The 20,186-nt window shown below is 71.0% G+C and carries 22 protein-coding genes; 12 read left to right on the forward strand and 10 right to left on the reverse strand.

All coding sequences use genetic code 11. The features are described 5' to 3' along the window. Positions 1 to 36: 36 nt before the first annotated feature. Together PHZ_RS12250 and PHZ_RS12260 are read right to left on the reverse strand one after the other, a co-directional pair. A protein-coding gene (locus PHZ_RS12250; RefSeq protein WP_086004007.1) for an IS3 family transposase occupies positions 37 to 1,208 on the reverse strand; the annotation gives its coding sequence in 2 pieces (ribosomal slippage) (positions 37 to 935 and positions 935 to 1,208; 1,173 coding nt in all). A gap of 253 nt (positions 1,209 to 1,461) precedes the next feature. Beyond that, the gene (locus PHZ_RS12260; RefSeq protein ID WP_041373484.1) at positions 1,462 to 2,619 is read right to left on the reverse strand and encodes a hypothetical protein; all 1,158 of its coding nucleotides are present in this window, start codon (positions 2,617 to 2,619) and stop codon (positions 1,462 to 1,464) included. Between the two features lie 646 nt (positions 2,620 to 3,265). Here PHZ_RS12260 and PHZ_RS12265 point away from each other — a divergent pair. Continuing rightward, a complete protein-coding gene (locus tag PHZ_RS12265; protein WP_041373485.1) occupies positions 3,266 to 3,484 on the forward strand; it encodes a hypothetical protein in 219 nt (72 codons plus the stop codon). 293 nt (positions 3,485 to 3,777) lie between these two features. Here PHZ_RS12265 and PHZ_RS12270 read toward each other — a convergent pair whose 3' ends face one another. From PHZ_RS12270 to PHZ_RS12280, 3 genes are read right to left on the reverse strand one after another with little or no spacing between them, the layout of a single operon-like run. Then, positions 3,778 to 4,323 carry a hypothetical protein gene (locus PHZ_RS12270; protein ID WP_041373486.1) on the reverse strand — a complete coding sequence of 182 codons (546 nt, stop codon included), beginning with the start codon at positions 4,321 to 4,323 and terminating at the stop codon, positions 3,778 to 3,780. A gap of 12 nt (positions 4,324 to 4,335) precedes the next feature. Then, positions 4,336 to 4,536 carry a hypothetical protein gene (locus tag PHZ_RS12275; RefSeq protein WP_041373487.1) on the reverse strand — a complete coding sequence of 67 codons (201 nt, stop codon included), beginning with the start codon at positions 4,534 to 4,536 and terminating at the stop codon, positions 4,336 to 4,338. Further along, a complete protein-coding gene (locus PHZ_RS12280; protein ID WP_041373488.1) occupies positions 4,533 to 4,775 on the reverse strand; it encodes a hypothetical protein in 243 nt (80 codons plus the stop codon). Before PHZ_RS12280 ends, PHZ_RS12275 begins: the two co-directional genes overlap by 4 nt. Positions 4,776 to 4,859: 84 nt before the next feature. Between PHZ_RS12280 and PHZ_RS12285 the strand changes: the two genes are divergently transcribed. Genes PHZ_RS12285 through PHZ_RS12295 form a run of 3 tightly spaced genes read left to right on the forward strand, consistent with a single transcriptional unit; the run spans position 4,860 to position 6,483 of the window. Continuing rightward, positions 4,860 to 5,504: a S24 family peptidase gene (locus tag PHZ_RS12285; protein ID WP_012522773.1), complete on the forward strand. Its 645-nt coding sequence runs from the start codon at positions 4,860 to 4,862 to the stop codon at positions 5,502 to 5,504. 47 nt (positions 5,505 to 5,551) lie between these two features. Continuing rightward, the gene (locus tag PHZ_RS12290; RefSeq protein WP_041373489.1) at positions 5,552 to 5,893 is read left to right on the forward strand and encodes a hypothetical protein; all 342 of its coding nucleotides are present in this window, start codon (positions 5,552 to 5,554) and stop codon (positions 5,891 to 5,893) included. Between the two features lie 38 nt (positions 5,894 to 5,931). Continuing rightward, positions 5,932 to 6,483 (forward strand): SOS response-associated peptidase, encoded by a 552-nt coding sequence (locus tag PHZ_RS12295; protein ID WP_012522774.1) that lies wholly within the window; start codon positions 5,932 to 5,934, stop codon positions 6,481 to 6,483. On the opposite strand, the gene PHZ_RS12300 is transcribed toward PHZ_RS12295, so the two are convergent. From PHZ_RS12300 to PHZ_RS12310, 3 genes are all read right to left on the reverse strand, one after another. Further along, positions 6,480 to 6,686, reverse strand: a complete 207-nt coding sequence (locus tag PHZ_RS12300; protein WP_012522775.1) for a DUF3126 family protein — start codon at positions 6,684 to 6,686, stop codon at positions 6,480 to 6,482. The genes PHZ_RS12295 and PHZ_RS12300 overlap by 4 nt on opposite strands. 64 nt (positions 6,687 to 6,750) lie before the next feature. Next, complete coding sequence (gene cysE / locus PHZ_RS12305; RefSeq protein WP_041373490.1) at positions 6,751 to 7,581, reverse strand: serine O-acetyltransferase; 831 nt, start codon at positions 7,579 to 7,581, stop codon at positions 6,751 to 6,753. A gap of 28 nt (positions 7,582 to 7,609) precedes the next feature. Then, the gene (locus PHZ_RS12310; protein WP_012522777.1) at positions 7,610 to 8,224 is read right to left on the reverse strand and encodes an NUDIX domain-containing protein; all 615 of its coding nucleotides are present in this window, start codon (positions 8,222 to 8,224) and stop codon (positions 7,610 to 7,612) included. Between the two features lie 84 nt (positions 8,225 to 8,308). On the opposite strand from PHZ_RS12310, the gene PHZ_RS12315 reads away from it, so the two are divergent. After that, positions 8,309 to 8,920, forward strand: coding sequence for a nitroreductase family protein (locus PHZ_RS12315; RefSeq protein ID WP_012522778.1), 612 nt, complete (start codon positions 8,309 to 8,311; stop codon positions 8,918 to 8,920). 309 nt (positions 8,921 to 9,229) lie between these two features. On the opposite strand, the gene queF is transcribed toward PHZ_RS12315, so the two are convergent. Then, positions 9,230 to 9,685 carry a preQ(1) synthase gene (queF, locus tag PHZ_RS12320; protein WP_012522779.1) on the reverse strand — a complete coding sequence of 152 codons (456 nt, stop codon included), beginning with the start codon at positions 9,683 to 9,685 and terminating at the stop codon, positions 9,230 to 9,232. Between the two features lie 56 nt (positions 9,686 to 9,741). Here queF and PHZ_RS12325 point away from each other — a divergent pair, with 56 nt between their 5' ends. From PHZ_RS12325 to PHZ_RS12340, 4 genes are all read left to right on the forward strand, one after another. After that, entirely contained in the window at positions 9,742 to 10,545 is an 804-nt protein-coding gene (locus PHZ_RS12325; RefSeq protein WP_012522780.1) for an SDR family NAD(P)-dependent oxidoreductase, read from the forward strand. A gap of 199 nt (positions 10,546 to 10,744) precedes the next feature. Then, positions 10,745 to 11,443 carry a TorF family putative porin gene (locus PHZ_RS12330; protein ID WP_012522781.1) on the forward strand — a complete coding sequence of 233 codons (699 nt, stop codon included), beginning with the start codon at positions 10,745 to 10,747 and terminating at the stop codon, positions 11,441 to 11,443. Positions 11,444 to 11,641: 198 nt separating this feature from the next. Continuing rightward, the gene (locus PHZ_RS12335) at positions 11,642 to 13,579 is read left to right on the forward strand and encodes a polysaccharide biosynthesis protein (RefSeq protein ID WP_012522782.1); all 1,938 of its coding nucleotides are present in this window, start codon (positions 11,642 to 11,644) and stop codon (positions 13,577 to 13,579) included. 88 nt (positions 13,580 to 13,667) lie between these two features. Continuing rightward, complete coding sequence (locus tag PHZ_RS12340) at positions 13,668 to 13,895, forward strand: hypothetical protein (protein ID WP_148216855.1); 228 nt, start codon at positions 13,668 to 13,670, stop codon at positions 13,893 to 13,895. A gap of 58 nt (positions 13,896 to 13,953) precedes the next feature. Here PHZ_RS12340 and PHZ_RS12345 read toward each other — a convergent pair whose 3' ends face one another. After that, a complete protein-coding gene (locus tag PHZ_RS12345) occupies positions 13,954 to 15,804 on the reverse strand; it encodes a phosphoenolpyruvate carboxykinase (GTP) (protein ID WP_012522783.1) in 1,851 nt (616 codons plus the stop codon). A 279-nt stretch (positions 15,805 to 16,083) separates the two neighbouring features. Here PHZ_RS12345 and PHZ_RS12350 point away from each other — a divergent pair, with 279 nt between their 5' ends. The 3 genes from PHZ_RS12350 (at position 16,084) to PHZ_RS12360 (ending at position 20,131) form a co-directional block, all read left to right on the forward strand. Further along, positions 16,084 to 16,620, forward strand: a complete 537-nt coding sequence (locus tag PHZ_RS12350; RefSeq protein WP_012522784.1) for a sigma-70 family RNA polymerase sigma factor — start codon at positions 16,084 to 16,086, stop codon at positions 16,618 to 16,620. A 94-nt stretch (positions 16,621 to 16,714) separates the two neighbouring features. Next, positions 16,715 to 17,695 carry a FecR family protein gene (locus PHZ_RS12355; RefSeq protein WP_012522785.1) on the forward strand — a complete coding sequence of 327 codons (981 nt, stop codon included), beginning with the start codon at positions 16,715 to 16,717 and terminating at the stop codon, positions 17,693 to 17,695. Positions 17,696 to 17,725: 30 nt separating this feature from the next. Further along, positions 17,726 to 20,131: a TonB-dependent receptor domain-containing protein gene (locus PHZ_RS12360; RefSeq protein ID WP_012522786.1), complete on the forward strand. Its 2,406-nt coding sequence runs from the start codon at positions 17,726 to 17,728 to the stop codon at positions 20,129 to 20,131. Positions 20,132 to 20,186: the final 55 nt, after the last annotated feature.

The following is a 20,186-nucleotide window of genomic DNA, read 5'->3' on the forward strand; positions in this document are numbered from 1 at the left end:
TGCCGCCGTGATCCTCCCCCGAAAAAGTGGACGGGGTTAAGCCGCTCTGCGCTCGGCCTCGGCTGGACTGATGTAGCCCAGGGCTGAGTGCAGGCGGCGGGGATTGTAGAAGCCCTCGATGTACTGGAACAGGTCTCGTCGGGCCTGGTCGCGGGTGGCGTAGACCCGGTGGTGGACGCGCTCGGTCTTGAGGGTGTGGAAGAAGCTCTCCATCGGGGCGTTGTCCCAACAATCGCCCTTGCGGCTCATTGAAGGCGTGATGCCGGCGCGGGCCAGGGCCGAGCGGTAGGCCTCGGCGGCGTACTGGATACCGCGGTCGGAGTGGTGGATCAGGCCGGGCGCCGGCCGCTGGCGCTCGATGGCCATCTGCAGCGCGTCGAGGGCGATCTCGACGTGCAGCGAAGGCCGCATGCACCAGCCGACGATCTTGCGGGTGAAGAGGTCGAGCACGGTAGCGAGGTACAGCCAGCCCTCGCCGGTGGGGATGTAGGTGAGGTCGGCGAGCCAGACCTGGTTCGGCGCCTGGGTGGTGAAGTTGCGGCCGAGCCGGTTGGGCGCAATCGGATAGCCATGGCGACTGTCGGTCGTCCGCGTGCGCCGCGGCAGAGCCGCCAGGCCCCGGATGCCGGCCCGGCGCATCAGCCGCTCGATGCGGCTGCGCCCGACGCGGCGGCCGTGGCCGCGGAGCACGGCATGCACCCGAGGCGAGCCATAGGTCCCGCTGCTGTCGGCGTGGATCCGGCGGATGTCGTCCAGCAATGCGCGGTTGGCGACCGCGCGCCGGCTCTCTGGCCTGGAGCGCCAGGCGTAGTAACCGCTGGCCGACAGACCCAGGACCGCGCACATCACCCGAACCGGCCAGACGCTGCGATGCTCATCGACGAACCCGAACTTCATCGGGAGGCCGATCCGAAGATGAGCGCGGCTTTTTTTAGGATGTCGCGCTCCATCCGCAGCCGCTCGTTCTCGCGCCGAAGCCGGGCGTTCTCCGAGGCCAGGTCAGACGGCGACGGGGCCGGCGCTTGCGTGGTGGAGCGCCTCGCCGCCCCCGTCGCCTGCGCCCCGAACTGCATCATCCATCGTCGAAGCACCGTCTCGTGCAGACCCAGCTCCCGGGCCACCGCGCCCACCGACAGGCCGCTCACAGCCACCCGGTCGACCGCCTCGCGCTTGAACGTCTCCGGAAACACCCGGCGCGCACCACTCATCTGACACTCCTCTCCAGCTCCTCAGAGCTAGCATGGGTGTCCACCAAACCGGGGGAGGATCACCGCGACCACCGCCGACATAGCTTCCCCCCTAGCGCAGCGCAGGAAGCCGCGGCGCACCTCAATCATTCTTAGCACCGCGACACCGCCGCGGCCCTCATTCTTGACGTGCGCTCCGGTCGATGCGCGAGCGGCTGTCTACCCAGCGCAGTCTCAGGATCAGCGAGCATCACTGTCCGCACATGAAGCCGTTTCAAGACGCAGTCCCCTGTCCGGGTTGGACCTTCAAGCGCTTGAGGAATGCCTCAAACGTTCGAACGTCCTCCACAAGGTGTTCCCGTGTAGTGACAATGTAGGCTTCGTAGAGCGGCTCCGAGGATTTCGGATCGGTGGCGGCGGGCGCTGGCGCATAGACGCTGATCTGGATGAAGCCGCTCTGGTGCAGTTCGCACGCGCGGCTGTGGGATGAGCCGAGACGCGGTGGCCCGTCGAATAGCTTCGCCATCGAGGGCGACAGCTCCCGCCACGCAAGGGACGGGTCCGCCTTGGCCCGGCATCCCTGCTTTGGGGATCGTGCGATCTCGATGCCCATCACCCGCGACTGATCGAGGATCTCGCAGGGGCTGCCCGGCGCACGGACCATGGCGAAAAAGCCGCGTGCCTCGCCATCGTCGTTCCGCGCCGTGCAGACCGGAGTCGTGCGGGGGAAGGTCGCGGCGATCCCCAGGCGATCGTCGTGGAACGGCCGCTCGCCGTCCGACAGGGTGGGCCGCGCCATGCCGCACGGGATCCTGCCCGCCGGACAGGGGATCCGCTCGGTCACCGTCGTCTTGGCGTCGATCCTGAGCGCGTGCGCCCCCGGCCACCCGTCGTCGTCGATCGTCGAGACGATCCAGTGATCCCCGAAGCGCCTGGCCATGTAGGGCGAGTCGTCCGACGCCATCGTTGCAAGCGCGTTGGACGCCAGCGCCTTCGCTTCCTCCGGGTCGGAAACAGGCCGGATCCGGACTCGCCACTCGAACGCGCTCGCCGGCAGCTGCGCCCAGCGCAGGTCCCGGCAGACTTCGACCACGTCGCAGCGGTTTGCGTCGATGACGACCTGCGGCGGCCACACGAGAATCGAGAAGGCCAGCGCCCAGCCCCAGCGTTTCCGCGCGATCGCGAGGCCTCCGCCGGCCACCGCGACGATCGAGAACACCAGCGAGATGATGTTCAGGACGGTCCAGGCGTCCAGGGCCGTCGCCTGAAACGCCACCCAGCCCAGATAGGCGAGGTCCTGAACCAGGATCAGCGCCGCGTAGAGGAAGAATAGGCCCACGAGCAGGATGAGGATCGACTTCGCGAGCCGCATTAGGATCGCCGCGAGCTTCACCCCGAGGCGGTTGCGGCGATTGTCGTGGACCTCTGGCATATCGGCCGCCCCGCGCAGCGAGCTCTGCCGGAGGACGGTAGCGCTTAGCCGATGAAGATCAACGCCGTAGCGGGCTGGACGGGAGTTTAGTTCTGGGTCGATCGCTGCCGGTGAAGTCGTGGCCGGGAGCGGACCTTCTCAAGGTCCGATACCGACCCGTTGCGGACCCTGAGCTCATTGGTGCAATCAGGGCCAACCCTTGGAGAGCTTATGAGCACAGCTACCGGCCTGACACTCGGCTTGGCGGTCGCCATGCTGGCTCTCTTCTTGATCACCGGCCACATACCGAACGGCTACGGATCACTCTTCACAAGTCGAAAGACCGATCCAGTACCGTACTGGTTTGGGATCGGCCTTTACGTCTTAGCGCTACTGGTCGTACTATTGATCGTCGGTGTGCGGGCAGCACGCGGGTTAGCTATTTGACGTCCGCGAACCACCCTTCCGCGAAGTTCGGGGTGTCCGCTCTGAGCGGTCGCGGGGTCGCTGCGGCCGGCCGGTCACATTGGCGACGGATGGCCAAGTGCCGCGGCCCGCATCCAGGCGCCGAGGCGCGGAAGGAGCCCGCGAGAAACCCCCAAAGAACCCCCAAGGAACCCCGGGCGGCCGGGGCCGGTTGGACGGAGGACCTTCGAAAGGATCTCCCATGACAGCCGACAACGACAACGCCGACCGCGACGCCGGGACTACTGATGCGGGGACTGCTGAAGATGGCGGCCGCGGCGGCGATCCCAACCGCCAGGGCGGCGCCTCCAAGCCCGGCCACCTCTCCCCGCAGATCGACATCCGCGGCGGCAAGAGCGAGAAGGGCGGCCAGATCGCCCAGGATCCCCAGCAGTCCAGCGGCCAGGGCGGCCAAAGCTGACCGGCCAAAGCTGACAGAACCGGAGCTGGCAGGACCGCAGCTGGCAGGACCGCAGCTGGCAGGGCCAGGCCTGCCGCCCGCCTGGGGTGGCGATCCGCGCGGACCGCAACCGCCCCTCCCCCTCATCCCGGAGGAAGAGGGGATCCAGGCGGCCTCGCCGGCGCACGGCGAACCTGCCGCGGGCCGGCCCAGGCCCGCTTGGACCCGTTCGGGGCTGTCTTACGCGCACTCCTGGAGGCTACCGAAATCCTGGCGAATTCACGCGGGAATGTCAAGAACAAAATGCGAACACGTCAGCCCCGCGCCAGGATGCTGAGGGCGACGCGCAGCACCGCCTCCAGCCGCGCGCCCTCCCGGTCGCCGCCCGCGGCCTCGCGCGGCGTCATCTCCTCGCCGCAAACCAGGTCGCAGGCCGAGACCATCTCGGCCTGCATCAGGAGGCTCCGCCGGTAGGCCGCCAGCAGGTCGCGGGCCTGGGCGGTCCCGTGCGCCTGCGAGAGCAGGGCCTTCAGCGACTGTCCCGCCGGCTGGCCGCCCTGGGGCCGGGCCTCCAGCGTCGACGGGATCGCCGGATCCTGCCGCGCGCGCCGGTAGGCCGCGCCGTAGCGCTCCCCTGCCGCCACCTCCTCGGCGCTCAGCCGCCCCTTGCGACCCAGCCACTCCAGCCCCGTCTGCCGCTGATAGGGCTTGGCCCGGGTCGCCCGCCCCGGGGGCTGCGCGATGGCCGCCCCCCGCTTCCGCTCCAGCGCCACCGTCTCGGCCACGCCGTCCATCACCGCCCGCGCCTCGGCGCGCGCCTTCGCCTGCCGCTCCAGCCGCAGCAGCCTCGTCCTGTCCATGTCCCGTACTCCTCAGCGGCGTGCGCCGCGCGCCACCACCGCGTCGGCCAGGCGGTACACCGCCTCGCCCGCTTCCCGCTCGCCCTCGATGACCACCAGCCCCGCCGCCGTATGCGCCAGCAGTTCCTTCAGGAACTGCGCCCGCTGGTCCGGCGGGCGGCGGCTCAGGGCGCGGGCCACCAGGGCCGCCGCGCCCTCCGACCGACCGCTCACGGCGTCAGAGCCGGATAGCCGCCCTCGGCCAGCACCGCCGCCACGTGGGCGCCGTGGCGGGCGAACCGCGGCCGCATCGCGTCGGCCCCGCGGCCGGGGGGCCTGGCCTGGAACAGGGCTTCCAGCACCCTCGCCTTGCCGGGGGGCAGCCCCAGCTCCGTGGTCGCGCGTCCCGCCGAGGCCCCGCCTCGCCGCAGGTTCGCATAGGCCTCTCCGGCCCAGGTTTCGTGCATCGCCATGCCGAAATGTATAAAACCTACGGCCCGCTTGCGCAAAAGATTTCTACAGGTTATCTACAGCGACGAGACACCACAGGATCTCCCATGGACGGTCGCGCCGAACGCCTGCGCCAGGCCCGCATCGACAAGGGCTTCGAGACCGCCGCTGCGGCGGCCGACGCCTTCGGCTGGAACCGCAACACCTACGCCTCGAACGAGAACGGCAACGCCCCCTTCTCCTATAGGCGCGCCAAGGAATACGCGGCCGCGTTCGGGGTCCGGCCCGAGTGGCTCTACGACGCGGCCGGCGGCATGCGGCCCGCCGCGGAGGGGGGGCTCGCGCCGGTCATCGGCCGCGTGGGAGCCAATCCCGACGGGATCGTCCTCTTCGCCACGGGCCACGACCCCGGCGAGCTCGCCCCGATCCCCCCCGGCGGGACCGACCGGGCCGTGGCCCTGCGGGTCGTCGGCCACTCGATGCGCGGCGTCGCCGACGACGGGGCGCTGATCTACTTCGAGGACCAGCGCACCCCGCCCACCCCGGACATGCTGGGCCACGTGGTGGTGGTCGAGACCGACACCGACGAGGTGCTGGTCAAGCGCCTGCTGCGCGGCTCCCGTCCCGGGCTCTACGACCTCGAGAGTGTCGCCGGCCCGACCCGTCAGGACGCCCGGCTCCGCTGGGCGGCCCACATCACGGCGATCATCCCGCCCTTCCAGGCCCGCCGGATCATCCGCGGCGCAGCTTAGATACAGAGAAATTTGGAGCTGACCTGTATATAATGTATAGTTCGGTCATGCCCCTCCTGTCCGCCCAGCAAGACGAGGCCTTCCGCGCCGCCGCCCATCGCCGCGATCGGGAGGCGGCCGGGGGCGTGGCCTGGTCGGGTCTTGGCCCCCAGCCCTTCCGCCCCCTGGCCCTGGAGGCCCTGCAGGCGGAGGAGCGGCGGCGGCGCGAGCGGCTGGCCGCCTGGCGGTCCAGCGCCGCGGGCCGGGCCCTGGCCGCCGTCGCCGAGGTGGAGCGCCAGGCGGCGGCGATCCGCGCCGCCCTCGCCCGCGATCCGGACCAGGCGCTCCCGGGCCCCGCAGCGGCTCTCGCGGCCGCGGCCGAGACGGTCTGCCGGACGCTCGCCCGCTAGCGCTTGCCAAGCCTGCCGTCGGCGGGCCACCTCAGGGCATGTGCAACGAGTACCGCCTCGAGCGCTCGCTGGACGAGCTGCTGCAGGAGTTCAGCCAGCTTCGCATCCCGCTGGAGTGGGAGGGCGGCGCGCCGAACCTCGAGCCCCGCGTCTCGATCCGCCCCACCGACAGGGCGCCGGTGATCGTCGGGCAGGACGGGGCGGCCGTGCTGAAGCAGCTCGCCTGGGGCTTCCCGCGGCCCAAGGGCGGGCCGGTGATCAACTTCCGCTCGGAGGGCCGCCAGTTCCCGAACGGCCGCTGCCTGATCCCGGCCGACGGCTTCTACGAGTTCACCGGGACGAAGAGCCCCAAGTCGAAATGGCTGTTCGAAGGCGCCGAGGGCCCGCTGTTCGCGATCGCAGGCCTGATCCGCGAGGATCGCTTCACCATGCTGACCTGCGCGCCGGGGCCGGACATCGCGCCCTACCACGACCGCCAGATCGTCATCCTGCCGAAGAAGGACTGGGCCGCCTGGCTGGGCCCGCCGGAGGAGCAGCCGCCGATCGGCCCCCTCCCGGCCGGCAGCCTGACGGTCACCCAGGTGCGCTAGGGCAGATCCTCGGCGAGAATCGCCATCTCGAACATGAACGAGCCGTCCTCGTCCTCGTCCTGGAAGACGACGCCCACGAACTCCTCGCCGATGTAGACCTCGGCGGAGTCCTTCTGCTTGGGACGCGGCACGAGGGTGATCCGCGCATTGGCGAAGGTCCCGCGCAGATGGCCTTCGATCTTGCGGATGGTCTTCTCGTCCACGCCAACGCTCCTTGAGACGGCAAATTCGCGGCGAACCTACCGTCTCGCGGCCCGGCGGGAAACCTCAGATCACGTAGTCGTACACAGCATCGGCCAGCGTGTGGTCCATGCTCTTGGCCGGCTCGTCGCAGGTGGGGCAGTTGACCAGCCGCGCCGGCACGCCCGCCGCGGTGCAGTGCGGCGGCACCGGCTTCAGCACCACCGAGCCCGAGGCCACCTTGGCGTGATCGCCGATGGTGATGTTGCCCAGCACCTTGGCCCCCGCGCCCAGCAGCACGCCGTTGCCGACCTTGGGGTGGCGGTCGCCGCGCTCGGCGCCCGTGCCGCCCAGGGTCACGCCCTGCAGCATCGAGACGTCGTCGCCGATCACCGCGGTCTCGCCGATGACGATGCCGGTGCCGTGGTCGATGAACACGCCGCGGCCGATGCGGGTGGCGGGGTTGATGTCCACCTGGAACAGCTCGCTCGAGCGGCTCTGCAGGTAGAACGCCAGGGTCTCGCGCCCGGCCTTCCACAGCCAGTGGGCCACCCGGTGCGTCTGCAGCGCCTGGAAGCCCTTGAAGAACAGGAACGGCTGGACATAGCCGCGGCAGGCCGGATCGCGCTCGAACACCGCCTTCAGGTCGGCCTCGGCGATCTCCACCAAGGACGGATCGCTCTCGTAGGCTTCCTCGAGGATGTCGCGGAGCGTCATCGCCCGCAGCTCCTGGTCGCCCAGCTTGCGCGCCAGCTGGTAGGACAGGGCGTCGCCGAGCGTCTCGTGGTTCAGGATCACGGCGGCCAGCAGGCTGGCCAGGGCCGCCTCGCTCTTGGCGGCGGCGTAGGCTTCGTTGCGCAGCGCGGCCCACACGGGGGGCGGCGTGGCGGGGTCCACCACTTCCAGGCGTTGGCTCATCGGTTCCTCCCGACCCATCGGGCTCTCCCTACCCTAGCATCGCCCGCGCGAGCGTGGGCGGCAACGACCCTTCCCGAGCCATATGGTATGCGCGCAGCAGCATCGCCACCGTCAACATGTCGGGCATGTGTCCGGCCAGCGCCGCGTCCAGCACCTCGCGGAACGGCGCGCGGACGATGGCCAGGGACTCCGTACCGTCCAGCTCATGGGCGCCGTCCGCCGCCCGAAGGCCCAGCGCCACATAGCCGACGGCCCGCTCGTCGGTGATCGAGTTCGAGAGCTGGGTCCGCATCACCTCGCGCCAGTCGTCGGCTGCGAGCCCGGCCTCCTCGGCCAGCTCGCGCCTGGCCGCCTCCAGCGGGTCCTCGTCGCGCGGCGCGCCGCCCTCGGGGATCTCCCAGCTGTAGTCGGCGTGCGGCAGGCGGTGCTGGCCGACCAGCGTCACCGAGCCGTCGTCGTGCAGGGGCAGGACCGCCACCGCCACGTTCTTGAAGCCGACCACCCCGTACAGCGCCGGACGGCCCGTGGGCGCGATGGCGTCGTGCTCGGTGACCCGGATCCAGGGGTTGTCGTACACCACCCGGCTCTCGCCGCGGATCCAGGGTTTTCCATGGGGCGCCAGCCAGGCGGGCGTGTCGGGCATCTCTGTCACCTCGCCTTGCGGAACGCACGGGCGAGCCGATAAATCCACGGCTCTATCGTTTTCCTAAACGCCAAGGCCTCCTCATTGAGCTCTGACCTGCCGCCCGTCCCGGAGTTCGGCGCCCCGCTTCCCATCGCCCCCGTCCCGGAAGTCCTGCGCTTCCTGGCGCTCCGCCGCTCGGCCCCCGCCCTGACGCTGGCCGAGCCCGGCCCCTCCTCGGACCAGCTGGGCGACCTCCTTCGCCTGGCCGGCCGGGCGCCCGACCACGGCAAGCTGTCGCCCTGGCGCTTCGTCCTGCTGGAAGGCGAGGCCAAGACCGCCTTCGCCGACCGGCTCGAGGCCCTCGCGCGCGGCCGGGGCGATGCGACCCAGGCGGCCAAGCTGGGCAAGCTGCGGACGCCGCCCCTGGCGATCGTGGTCGTCTCGCGGGTGAAGCCCGGGGCGATTCCGGAATGGGAGCAGGTGCTGTCGGCGGGCGCGGTCTGCACCAACCTGCTGAACGCCGCCCAGGCCATGGGCTACGGCGCGAACTGGATCACGGATTGGTACAGCTTCGATTCCGAGGCGCAGCGGGTCCTCGGCCTGGCCGAGCACGAACGCGTCGCGGGGTTCATCATGATCGGGACGCCCCGGGAGCCGCCGCTGGAGCGCGAGCGGATGGACGTGGGCAGCCTCGTCACCCGCTGGAAGCCCTGAGCCCCACGGGCCAGACACACAGCGGCCGGACGGCGCGCCGCGCCGCCCGGCCTGAGGTGACACGCCCGAGGAGAGTTGGGCAAGATCACCTATAGGCCTCAACGCCCCTTTTGGGAAGCCCGAACAGGCTTAGCGGCCCGCACGCGCCCCTTTTCGCCTCAGGCGAGAGTAGGCGGCTTGAAGCGGCGGCCGGCCGAATTCTGGCGCGGGTCCCGAATATTCCATCCATCGCCCGACGCGGCGCTCAGATATCCGAGTAATCGCAAGCTGTCGGGTCCGATATACGTGGCGTCTATGCCGCGTCTACGCTCACCCGCGGCCGCGATATGGCGCGACGCCTTGGTCGGGCAGCCAAAGACCTTCCGGCGCCGGGCCGGTTTGCCAGAATACGTCGATGGGGATGCCGCCGCGGGGGTACCAGTACCCGCCGATCCGCAACCACTGCGGCGCGAGCTCGGCCACCAGCCGCTTGCCGATCGCCACGGTGCAATCCTCGTGGAATGCGCCGTGGTTGCGGAACGAGGCCAGGTAGAGCTTCAGCGACTTGGATTCCACCAGCCACTCGCCGGGAACGTAGTCGATCACCAGGTGGGCGAAGTCGGGCTGCCCCGTCACCGGGCACAGCGAGGTGAACTCCGGCGCCGTGAACCGGACGAGGTAGGTCTCGCCCTTGTGCGGATTGGGCACGCGCTCGACCACCGCGGCCTCGGGGCTGTCGAAGCCCCGCACGTCGCGGCCGAGCTGGCTCAGGTGGGTCTCTTCCATGGGCGCGCCTTTACCCGCTACTAGGGGCGCTAACAACACACGCAAGGGAGAGCGACATGGCGGCCGGCGGGGACTTCCAGGACTTCGTGGTGGTGGTGACCGGCGCCTCGACCGGGCTCGGCCGGGCGATCGCCGTCGAGGTGGCGCGCCGCGGCGCCAAGGCCGTGGTGGTCAACTACGCGCGCAGCGCCAGCGAGGCCGAGGAGACCGCCGCCCTCGTGCGCGCCGAGGGCGCCGAGGGGGTGCTGGTGCAGGGCGACGTCGCCTCGGACGAGGATTGCCGCAAGATCGCCGCCGCCGCCCAGCCGTTCGGCCGCATCGACGCCCTGTTCAACAATGCGGGCACGACCCGCTTCGCCGCCCACGGCGACCTCGACGCGGTCTCGGCGCAGGACTTCCTCGACCTCTACGCCGTCAACGTGGTGGGCGCCTACCAGATGGTCCGCGCGTGCCGGAGCCTGCTCGAGGCCGCCCCCCGCCACGGCGCGGTCGTGAACACGGCCTCCATCGCCGGCGTCACCGGGATCGGCTCCTCGATCCCCTACGCCGCCTCCAAGGGCGCCATGACCACCATGACCCTGTCGCTGGCCCGGGCCCTGGCCCCGAAGATCCGCGTGAACGCCGTCTGCCCCGGCTTCATCGACACGCCCTGGTTCGGCAAGGGCATGCCGGACGCCGCCGTCGACCGCGTGCGGGCGAACGCCGAGGCCTCGACGCCGCTGCGGGCGGCCTCCACCCCCCAGGATATCGCCGAGGCGACGGTGTTCCTGGCCGCGCCGGCCTCGCGCCACGTCACCGGCGAAACCCTGCTGGTGGACGCCGGCATGCACCTCGGCTACGCGCCGACCGTGGCGCGCTAAGCAGGGTGCGGTGCAGGCTGCGGGCGGGTTCTGCCCAATTTCCCGGCGCCGGCCACGTTGGGCGCACAAAGTTCGCTCAGCCCCTGCCGAGCTGCGCCATGGGCGACGCTGCGCGTTGATCTGCCCGACCGCCGCTCGCGACCATGCCGGCGCACGATCCAACCGAGGTCGGATCGGAGACATAAGGGGATAGACCAAAATGAATAAGCTCAAGGTGTCGCTTCTCGCCGCCCTCGGCACAATGGCGTTTTCCGGCGTGGCTCACGCCCAGGACGAAGGCCCTGTCTCGCTGTCCTTCAATCTCGGCGCGGCCACGGAGTACGTGTTCCGCGGGGTCAGCCAGACCGACGAGGATCCGCAGGTGTTCGGCGGCGTCGACGCCACCTTGGGCTCGATCGGCTACGCCGGGGTCTGGGCCTCGAACGTCGACTTCGGCGATTCCACCGACGCCGAGTTCGACCTCTATGCGGGCGTGAAGCCCACCGTCGGCGCGGTCACCCTGGACATCGGCGTGATCTATTACGGCTACCTCGACCAGCCCTCGGGCGCCGACTACGACTACTGGGAAGGCAAGGTCGCCGCCTCGGTGCCGGCCGGCCCGGCCACCTTCGGCGCGGCGGTCTACTATTCGCCCGACTTCACGGCCAACACGGGCGACGCCTGGTACTACGAGGCCAACGCGACCTTCCCGATCCCGAGCAGCCGCTTCGTGGTCAGCGGCGCCATCGGCCACCAGACGATCGAGGAAGCCTCGGACTACACCACCTGGAACCTCGGCGTCGGCTTCTCGCTGACCGACAACCTGGGCTTCGACGTCCGCTATTTCGACACCGACGGGCACGAGTTCGGCAAGCTGTACGACAGCCGCGTCGTGGCCGGGTTGAAGCTCGCTTTCTGAGCGCAGCGCACCGCACAGGACACGTCCAGCCGCCGCGGAGCCTCCGCGGCGGCTTTTCGTTTGCACCCGCAGGCGCCGGTTCTTAAGGTTATGCGCCTACCCCGAACGCGCCGGACATAGGGCCGCGGCGGGGGCGTTCCCGGCCGGGCGCTCCGGCGTATGGTCTGCGAATTCGGAAGGTTAGGCGGAGTGCGACGCATGGAGCGTGTGGCTTTCCGGGCCCAGACCGTCGTCGCCGACGTCGCTCTCGCCGCCCTCGCCTTCGCCCTGGCCTTCATCGTCGCGCGCACCCAGCCCGTCTTCGCGCTCGACGACCTGCCGCTGACGCGGTTCCTGCAGCTCACCTTCGTCTACGGCGCCATCGCCGGCGTGTTCGCCCTGCTCTTCCGGCGCGAGCTCTCGCCCTGGCGCTACGTCTCGATCCCCGACGTCCTCGTGCTGGCGCGCAGCGCCCTGCTGACGGTGGGCGTCTTCCTGCTGGGCGTCTTCGTGCTGAACCGGGCCCAGGGCCTGCCCCGCTCGGCGCTGTTCATGGCGCCGATGTTCCAGATGGTCTTCTCCATGGGCGTGCGGATCGTCCGCCGGGCGCTGCACGAACACGCCCTGGACAGCTTCTCGCCGCTCAAGACGGTCACCGACCGGATGGCCCAGGCGCCGACCCTGCTGCTGATCGGGCCGCCCTCGCTGGCCGACACCTACCTGCGCGACGTCGCGCGCAGCCACGACCGCACCTACACGCCCGTGGGCATCGTCACGACCGAGAAGCGCGACGTGGGCCAGCAGGTCCGCGGCGTCTGCATCCTCGACACCCTGGAGCGGCTGGACGAGGCCCTGGCCGAGCTGCGCCGCTGGAACCGCTACCCGCGGGCGATCCTGTTCCTCGAGGAGCCGGCGCGCCTGAAGGGCCTCACCGCCGACCAGCTCGGCCGGCTGAAGAACGACGGCATCCGCCTGCTGCGCCTGCCGTCCATCGTCGAGCTGCCGCAGCACGACAGCGTCACCCTGCTGCCGATGCGCGACATCAACATCGAGGAGCTGCTGGCCCGCGACCCCATCGAGCTGGACCGGGGGGCGATCGCCAAGCTGATCCGCGGCCGGCGCGTGCTGGTCACCGGCGCCGGCGGCTCGATCGGCGCCGAGCTGTGCCGCCAGGTGGCCGCCTTCGACTGCGCGCACCTGACCCTGCTCGACATCTCCGAGACCGCGCTGTTCGAGATCGAGCGCGAGATGCGCGAGACCTTCCCGCACATCCCGCGCAAGGCGGTGCTGTGCGACGTCCGCATCGCCCACAAGCTTGAGGCGGCCTTCCGGGCCGAGGCGCCCGACCTCGTCTTCCATGCGGCGGCCCTGAAGCACGTCTCCATGGTCGAGCAGCATCCCAGCGAGGGCGTGCTCACCAACGTCATCGGCACCTGGAACGTGACCGAGGCGGCCAAGGCCTGCGGGGCCGGCCAGATGGTGCTGATCTCCACCGACAAGGCCGTGGACCCGTCGAACGTGATGGGCGCCACCAAGCGGCTCGCCGAGGCGGTGATCCAGGCCCAGCAGTCCAGCGCCAAGGGCACGCGCTTCTCGGCCGTGCGCTTCGGCAACGTCCTGGGCTCGGCCGGATCGGTGGTGCCGATCTTCAAGTCGCAGATCGAGCGCGGCGGGCCGGTCACCATCACCCATCCCGAGATGGAACGGTTCTTCATGACCATTCCGGAGGCCGCGCAGCTGGTGCTGCACGCCACCGCCACCTCGGCCGAGGGCGAGGCGCGGGACGCCCGGCTGTTCCTGCTCGAGATGGGCGAGCCGGTGCGGATCATGGATCTCGCCCGCCAGATGATCGCCCTCTCCGGCCGCACCCCCGGCCGCGACATCGAGATCGAGATCACCGGCCTGCGTCCGGGCGAGAAGCTGACCGAGGCCCTGCTGGACGAGACCGAGAGCGCGGTCCCCTGCGCGCCCAAGGTGCTGGAGGTGATCACCAACTCGGCCCTGCGGGTCACCCCGGGACACCTGGCCGAGCTGGAGGCCCTGGCCAGCCGCGGCGCCGTGGACGAGGTGCGCGCCGCCCTCTTCGCCCTCGTGGCCCAAGTCCGCGGCGAGAAGCCGGGCGGCGCCCCCAACCTGCGGGTCATCGCCGGCGGCTGAGCCCGCGGCTGGGGCCTCAAGTCCGGCCTCACGCCGGACCTCACGTCGGGGAGTTCATCCCCGGCCCGCCGTCTGCTAAAGGCCGGCCATGGGTTACGCAGCAGGCCTGATCGGCCTTACCGCTCCGATGGCGGCCCTCGCCGCCTACGTCGGCCTCAAGCGGCGCTCCGAGCGCCGCCGACGGCAGGCCCGGCTCGATGCGGCGCGGACCCCTGCGCCTGCGACGCCGCCGCCCGCCGAGGAGAAGGATGCCTTCGACGCCTGGCGCGAGGGTTTCTCCAGCCAGGTCGAGCCGCCCGGCGACGGGAAGGCCTGAAACGAAAAGGCCGCGGGGTGACCCGCGGCCTTCGTCGTCCGGAGGGTGGCCGCCGCGCCTATTCGGCGGCGACGACCTGCTTGGGCGCAGCTTCCTCGAGGCGCTTCACCAGCGCCTCGTACTCGCCCCACAGCGCCTTCGGCAAATGCTCGCCGAACCGCTGGTAGAAATCGGGGATGAGGGCCGCTTCCTGGCCCCAGATCGCGGGATCCACCGTCAGCAGCAGGTCGAGCTGCTGGTCGCTGAGGGTCAGACCCGACAGGTCCAGGCTCGTCTTCGACGGCACGCGACCGATCGGGGTGTCCACGGCGTCGGCCTTGCCCTCCAGCCGCTCGACGATCCACTTCAGGACCCGCGAGTTGTCGCCGAAGCCCGGCCAGACGAACTTGCCCCGCTCGTCCTTGCGGAACCAGTTCACGAAGTAGATCCGCGGCAGCTTGGCCGGATCGGCCTGCTCGCCCATGGCCAGCCAGTGGCCGAAGTAGTCGCCCATGTTGTAGCCGCAGAAGGGCAGCATGGCGAAGGGATCGCGGCGCAGTTCGCCGATCTTGTTCTCGGCGGCGGCGGTGCCTTCCGAGGCGACGTTCGAGGCCATGAATACGCCGTGGGTCCAGTCGCGCGCCTCGGTGACCAGCGGCACGGCCGACGCCCGACGGCCGCCGAACAGGATGGCCGAGATCGGCACGCCCGCCGGGTCCTCCCACTCGGGCGCGGCGACCGGGCACTGCGAGGCCGGAACCGTGAAGCGGGCGTTCGGGTGCGCGGCGGGCTCGTCGCTGTCGGGCGTCCACGGACGGCCCTTCCAGTCGATCAGGCGCGCCGGCGGCTCGTCGGTCAGGCCTTCCCACCAGACGTCGCCGTCCTCGGTGAGCGCGACGTTGGTGAAGATGCAGTTCGAATGCAGCGTGGCGATGGCGTTCTGGTTGGTGTTGACGCCCGTGCCCGGCGCCACGCCGAAGAAGCCCGCCTCGGGGTTGACCGCATAGAGGCGTCCGTCGTCGCCGAAGCGCATCCAGCAGATGTCGTCGCCGATCGTCTCGGCCTTCCAGCCGGCCAGCGTCGGCTGCAGCATGGCCATGTTGGTCTTGCCGCAGGCGCTGGGGAAGGCCGCGGCGATGTAGCGGACCTGCCCCTCGGGCGAGGTCAGCTTCAGGATCAGCATGTGCTCGGCGAACCAGCCCTCGTCACGGGCCATGACCGAGGCGATGCGCAGCGCGAAGCACTTCTTGCCCAGCAGCGCGTTGCCGCCGTAGCCCGAGCCGTAGGACCAGATCTCGCGGGTCTCGGGGAAGTGGACGATGTACTTGATCTCGTTGCACGGCCAGGCGACGTCCTTGGCCCCGTCGACCAGCGGCATGCCCACCGAGTGGACCGCAGGAACGAAAAAGCCGTCCTCGCCGAGCTGGTCGAGGGCGGCCTGGCCCATCCGCGTCATGATCCGCATCGATACGGCCACGTAGGCGGAATCGGTGATCTCGACGCCGATGGCGCTGATCTTCGAGCCGAGCGGGCCCATGCAGAAGGGCACCACGTACATGGTGCGGCCGCGCATCACGCCCTTGAACAGGTCCTTCAGGTCGGCCCGCATCTCGGTGGGGTCGAGCCAGTTGTTGGTCGGACCGGCGTCCTCCTGCTTCTCCGAGCAGATGAACGTGCGGCTCTCGACGCGGGCGACGTCGCGCGGGTCCGAGGCGGCGTAGAACGAGTTCGGACGCTTGTCCGGATTGAGGCGCTTGAGGGTGCCTGCGGCGACCAGCTCTTCGGTCAGCCGGTTCCACTCCTCTTCCGACCCGTCGCACCAGACCACGCGGTCGGGCTGGGTCAGCTCGGCGATCTCGCCGACCCATTGGACCAGCTTGGCGTGCTTCGTCGGCGCGGGCGCAAGTCCCGGGACGGTGGGTTGGCTCATAGACGAAAACTCCCTGGCCCCAACTCGGCGCGTGCGGCAGACGCCCCGCACGCTCCTTACACGTGAGCAACTCCTTAACGGCGGAAAGCGCGTCTGCCTACCGCGTGCGCACCCGTACAGGCTGCGCCGTCGCATCAACGCCCCAGAACGCAAGGCGGACGCGCCGGTTCACGGCCAATTGCACGCCCTCACCCTGGGTGAGGCATCCGCCGACGGACGAATCGCCAGGTGGGTTGGCGGCCGGTTGGCGCGGCGCTGCGAATGGGGCATGTCTCCCCCATGGCCGGTCGGGGCAAATCGGCGGCGCGCGACCCGCTCCTCGACGTCTATCTGGAGCGTCGGGAGACGCTCGTGCGCTTCCTGGCGGCGCGGGCGGGCTCGCGCGCGGCGGGCGAGGACCTCGCCCAGGAGCTCTACATCCGGATCGCCGGCCGCGATCCGGCCGCCGGCGCCGACAATCCACTGGCCCTGCTCTACCGGATGGCCCTGAACCTGGCGCTGGACCGCGCGCGCGGCGAGCGCCGCGCCGCCGCCCGCGAGGCCGCCTGGCGCGAGACCGCCCATACGCGCATCGGGGCCGTGGACGTGGCCGACGAGCCCCCAGCCGACGAGGCGGTGGCCTCGCGCCAGCGCCTGCGCCGGATGATCGAGGCCGTGGCCGAGCTGCCGCCCCAGGCGCAGCGGGCCTTCCGGCTGCACAAGCTGGAGGGCCTCTCGCACGCCGAGACCGCCCGGGCGATGGGGCTGTCCGTGAAGTCCGTCGAGAAGCACGTCAGCGCCGCGCTGAAGTCGCTCACCGCGAAGTTGGGTGCATGATCTACCATAAATTGCATGCCCCGACCGGGGGGCGCATCCTGGCGGCGGCGTCTAGTCAGGTGAAGGGCCGCCGGGGGCGGCTGCGGGAAGGATCATGAACGATCTTCGGCGACAGGCGGACGAGGAGGCTCGCTGCGCGGCGGCGGCCGACTGGCTCGTCCGGCTCGGGGCCGACGATCTGGACGAGGCCGAGGCGCTCCCCTTCGACGCCTGGGTCCAGGCGCCGGACAACGCGCGCGCCTACGATGCGGCGCTCGCCGTCTGGAGCGCCTACGACGCCGAGGCCCCTGCGGTGGCCCAGGGCCTTGCGAACCGGCGCGGGCCGCGCCCCGACCGGCGACGCCTGTGGTTCGCCGCGGGGATCGCCGCCGCCGCCGTGGGCGCCGTCGTGCTGCTGCCCCAGCTCCAGACCCAGCCGCGGACCGACGTCTACGCCACCGGCGTGGGCCAGCACCGCACGGTCACGCTCGCCGACGGCTCCACCCTCGAGCTGAACGCCGCCACGCGCCTGTCGGTCACCCTGCGCCGCGACCGCCGGGACGTGACGCTGGACCAGGGCGAGGCGATCTTCGACGTCGCGCACGATCCTCGCCGGCCGTTCCAGATCGCCGCCGGCGACCGGGCGGTGCGGGTGGTCGGCACCCAGTTCGACGTGCGGCGCCGCGACGGCGAGCTCTCGGTCACGGTGGCGCGTGGCGCGGTCGAGGTGCGGCCGGCCGCCGGCGCGGCGGGTCGGGCCTATCGTCTGCGGCCCGGCCAGCGGCTGGACCACCGCGAGGGCCAGGCCGAGGTCCGGCTGGCGGCCGTCGAGGCGTCGGAGGTGATGTCCTGGCGCACGGGCCGGCTCGTCTATCGCGACCAACCTTTGCGGGCGGTGGTGGACGACCTCAACCGGGAGTTCCCCACGCCGATCCGCATCGCCGACGCGGACCTGGGGGAGACGCCGATCTCGGGCGTCATCGTGCTCGACGACCAGGAGGCGGTCATCCGTCGTCTGGCCTTGCTGGTTCCCATCGAAGCGGTACGTTCCGACGCGGGTCTGGTCCTGCGGCGCGACGGCGCGCCGGGGCGTTGATGGGGTCTGGAAGTCATCCCGACGCGGAGCGTGCCTCTACGGGCGTTGCTGGCCGGCGGCCTCGTCGCGTGCGTCGCGACGGCCGCTGAGGCCGCGGGCGCGCGCCATCGCCTGTCGATCTCCCCCAAGTCCTACGCCGACGCCCTGATCGACCTGGGGATCCAGGCGAACGTCTCGATCGTCGGCACATCGGCCTGCGGCCGCGGCGGGCCCGTGGCCCTGCAGGGCCGCTACACCGTCGAGGAGGCCCTCGCCCGGCTTCTGGACGGCGCGCCGTGCCAGTTCCGCATCGTCGATGCGCGGACGGTCCGCATCACCCCCGCCCCCACGCCTGCGGCTCCGCCCGTCGAGCGGCCGCCGGCCGACCAGCCGATGCTGGTGTCCGAACTCGTCGTGACAGCGGCCAAGCGCCCGGCCAGCCTCGATCTGCTGCCGGCCGGCGTCAGCGCCGTCTCCCGCGCCCAGATCGCCGCCACTGGCGCAGGCGACGTCGGCCAGACCATCGGCCAGGTGGCCGGCGTGCTGACCACCAACCTCGGCCCCGGCCGCGACAAGCTGCTGATCCGCGCGCTCTCGGACGGGACGTTCACCGGCCGCGCCCGTTCGACGGTCAGCACCTACCTCGACCACGCGCCCCTCAACTACAACGCCCCGGACCCCGACCTGCGGCTCGTGGACATCGAGCGCATCGAGGTCGTCCGCGGCCCGCAAGGGGCGCTCTACGGATCGGGCTCGCTGTCGGGCGTCTATCGCATCATCACCCGAAAGCCCGACCCGGAGGCCGTGGCCGGCGGCGTCGGGGCGACCTTCGCGGCCACCAAGGGCGGCGATCCCAGCGAGGAGGTCGAGGGCTATCTGAACCTGCCGCTGGCGGGCGGCCGGGCGGCGGTGCGGCTGGTCGCCTACCACGACGAGCGCGGCGGCTACCTCGACGACACCCCGCCCGGCGCGACGAACGTCGACCGCACCGTCCGCGACGGGGGTCGGCTGGCCGTCCGGCTGCGGCTGGGAGACACGTGGAGGGTGGACGCCCTGGCCGCGACCCAGCACCTGCGCTCCGACAACGCCCAGTACGTCAACGTCGTGCTCTCGACCGGCGCCAGCCGCGGCAATCGCATCCGGGAAGGACACGACAACGACTTCACCCACGGCGCCGTGACCATCCAGGGCGACCTCGGCGGGGTGAGCCTCGTCTCGTCCTCGGCCTATGTGCACCACACGTTCACCAGCCAGTACGACGCCTCGAGCGTGGACGATCCGCTGCTGCCCGGCGGCGCGTTCAACGCCGCCCCGGCGGACACGGTGGTCTATCTGGAGAACACCCGGGTCAACATGCTGGTCGAGGACCTGGTGCTCCGCTCGCGGACGGGCGGGCGGTTCCGCTGGCTGGCCGGCGTCTACGGCTCGCTCACCCTGGAGCGCTCGCCCTCCTCGGCCGACATCTTCGCCCCCGGCGCCCCGCGGGTGCCGGCCTACCGCGAGCACCGCAAGGACCGGGTCAGCGAGCTCGCGCTCTATGGCGAGGTGGACTATGCCCTCGCGCCGGGCTGGACCCTCAGCGTCGGGGGCCGGCTGTTCGGAAGCTGGGTCCGGACCTCGGCCGACGTATGGACCTGGGCCCCCAACGGGCCGCGGGTCGTCGCCTACGAGCGCCGGTTCCAGGGGGTCTCCCCGAAGATCTCGCTCCAGCGCGAGATCGGCGAGCGGGGGGCGGCCTATGCGCTGATCTCGGAAGGCCACCGGCCCGGCGGCTTCAACACCGCCGGCATCACGCCCCTGCGCGAGATCCGCACCACCTTCGGCGCCGATCGCCTGCGGAACTACGAGGCGGGGCTCAAGCTGCGCTTCTTCGACGGCCGGATGGCCGTCCGCTCCGCCGCCTATTTCGCCGAGTGGCGCGACATCCAGACCGACCAGTACCGCATCACGGGCCTCGCCTACACCGCCAACGTCGCCGACGCCGAGACCTTCGGCCTGGAGGGCGAGATCGGCTACGACTGGGACTTCGGGCTGTCGGTGCAGGCCAACGCCCTCCTCGCCGACTCCCGGGTGACGGACAAGAATCCGAACTTCACCGGGCGCGTGGCCGACGAGCTGCCCGCGGTCCCCGACGTCTCGGGCGGGGTCATCGCCATCTACCAGCGCCCGTTCCGCGACGACCTCGTGCTGCGGCTGGTGGGCGAGGCCAGCTACGTCGGCCGCTCGGCCCTCTCTTTCGACGCCACGATCAACCGCCCCATGGCCGGCTACGTCCGCGCCCGGCTGTCCGCCGAGCTGGCCGCCGACGGCTGGAGCGCGGCCGCCTTCGTCAGCAATCCGCTCGACGACGACAGTGACACCTTCGCCTACGGTAATCCCTTCAGCTTCCGCGGCCTGCGGCAGGTCACGCCCCAGCGGCCGCGCACCATCGGCGTCCGGCTGGCCGCCAACTTTTAGACAAAATTCACCGCCGCGGGCGGGGGGCGGCGCCGCGCGGCGCCGTCTTACTGAT

The sequence above is a fragment of the Phenylobacterium zucineum HLK1 genome, from assembly GCF_000017265.1.
Taxonomy (GTDB): domain Bacteria; phylum Pseudomonadota; class Alphaproteobacteria; order Caulobacterales; family Caulobacteraceae; genus Phenylobacterium; species Phenylobacterium zucineum.

Bases quoted from the DNA above. Each gene is read 5' to 3' on its own strand.
- PHZ_RS12285 (WP_012522773.1), top strand. From the start codon at position 4,860: ATGGACGGTCGCGCCGAACGCCTGCGCCAGGCCCGCATCGACAAGGGC.
- PHZ_RS12265 (WP_041373485.1), top strand. From the start codon at position 3,266: ATGACAGCCGACAACGACAACGCCGACCGCGACGCCGGGACTACTGAT.
- PHZ_RS12345 (WP_012522783.1), bottom strand. From the start codon at position 15,804: ATGAGCCAACCCACCGTCCCGGGACTTGCGCCCGCGCCGACGAAGCAC.
- PHZ_RS12260 (WP_041373484.1), bottom strand. From the start codon at position 2,619: ATGCCAGAGGTCCACGACAATCGCCGCAACCGCCTCGGGGTGAAGCTC.
- cysE (WP_041373490.1), bottom strand. From the start codon at position 7,581: ATGAGCCAACGCCTGGAAGTGGTGGACCCCGCCACGCCGCCCCCCGTG.
- PHZ_RS12310 (WP_012522777.1), bottom strand. From the start codon at position 8,224: ATGCCCGACACGCCCGCCTGGCTGGCGCCCCATGGAAAACCCTGGATC.
- PHZ_RS12290 (WP_041373489.1), top strand. From the start codon at position 5,552: ATGCCCCTCCTGTCCGCCCAGCAAGACGAGGCCTTCCGCGCCGCCGCC.
- PHZ_RS12270 (WP_041373486.1), bottom strand. From the start codon at position 4,323: ATGGACAGGACGAGGCTGCTGCGGCTGGAGCGGCAGGCGAAGGCGCGC.
- PHZ_RS12280 (WP_041373488.1), bottom strand. From the start codon at position 4,775: ATGGCGATGCACGAAACCTGGGCCGGAGAGGCCTATGCGAACCTGCGG.
- PHZ_RS12330 (WP_012522781.1), top strand. From the start codon at position 10,745: ATGAATAAGCTCAAGGTGTCGCTTCTCGCCGCCCTCGGCACAATGGCG.
- PHZ_RS12340 (WP_148216855.1), top strand. From the start codon at position 13,668: ATGGGTTACGCAGCAGGCCTGATCGGCCTTACCGCTCCGATGGCGGCC.
- PHZ_RS12335 (WP_012522782.1), top strand. From the start codon at position 11,642: ATGGAGCGTGTGGCTTTCCGGGCCCAGACCGTCGTCGCCGACGTCGCT.
- PHZ_RS12355 (WP_012522785.1), top strand. From the start codon at position 16,715: ATGAACGATCTTCGGCGACAGGCGGACGAGGAGGCTCGCTGCGCGGCG.
- queF (WP_012522779.1), bottom strand. From the start codon at position 9,685: ATGGAAGAGACCCACCTGAGCCAGCTCGGCCGCGACGTGCGGGGCTTC.
- PHZ_RS12325 (WP_012522780.1), top strand. From the start codon at position 9,742: ATGGCGGCCGGCGGGGACTTCCAGGACTTCGTGGTGGTGGTGACCGGC.
- PHZ_RS12350 (WP_012522784.1), top strand. From the start codon at position 16,084: ATGGCCGGTCGGGGCAAATCGGCGGCGCGCGACCCGCTCCTCGACGTC.
- PHZ_RS12295 (WP_012522774.1), top strand. From the start codon at position 5,932: ATGTGCAACGAGTACCGCCTCGAGCGCTCGCTGGACGAGCTGCTGCAG.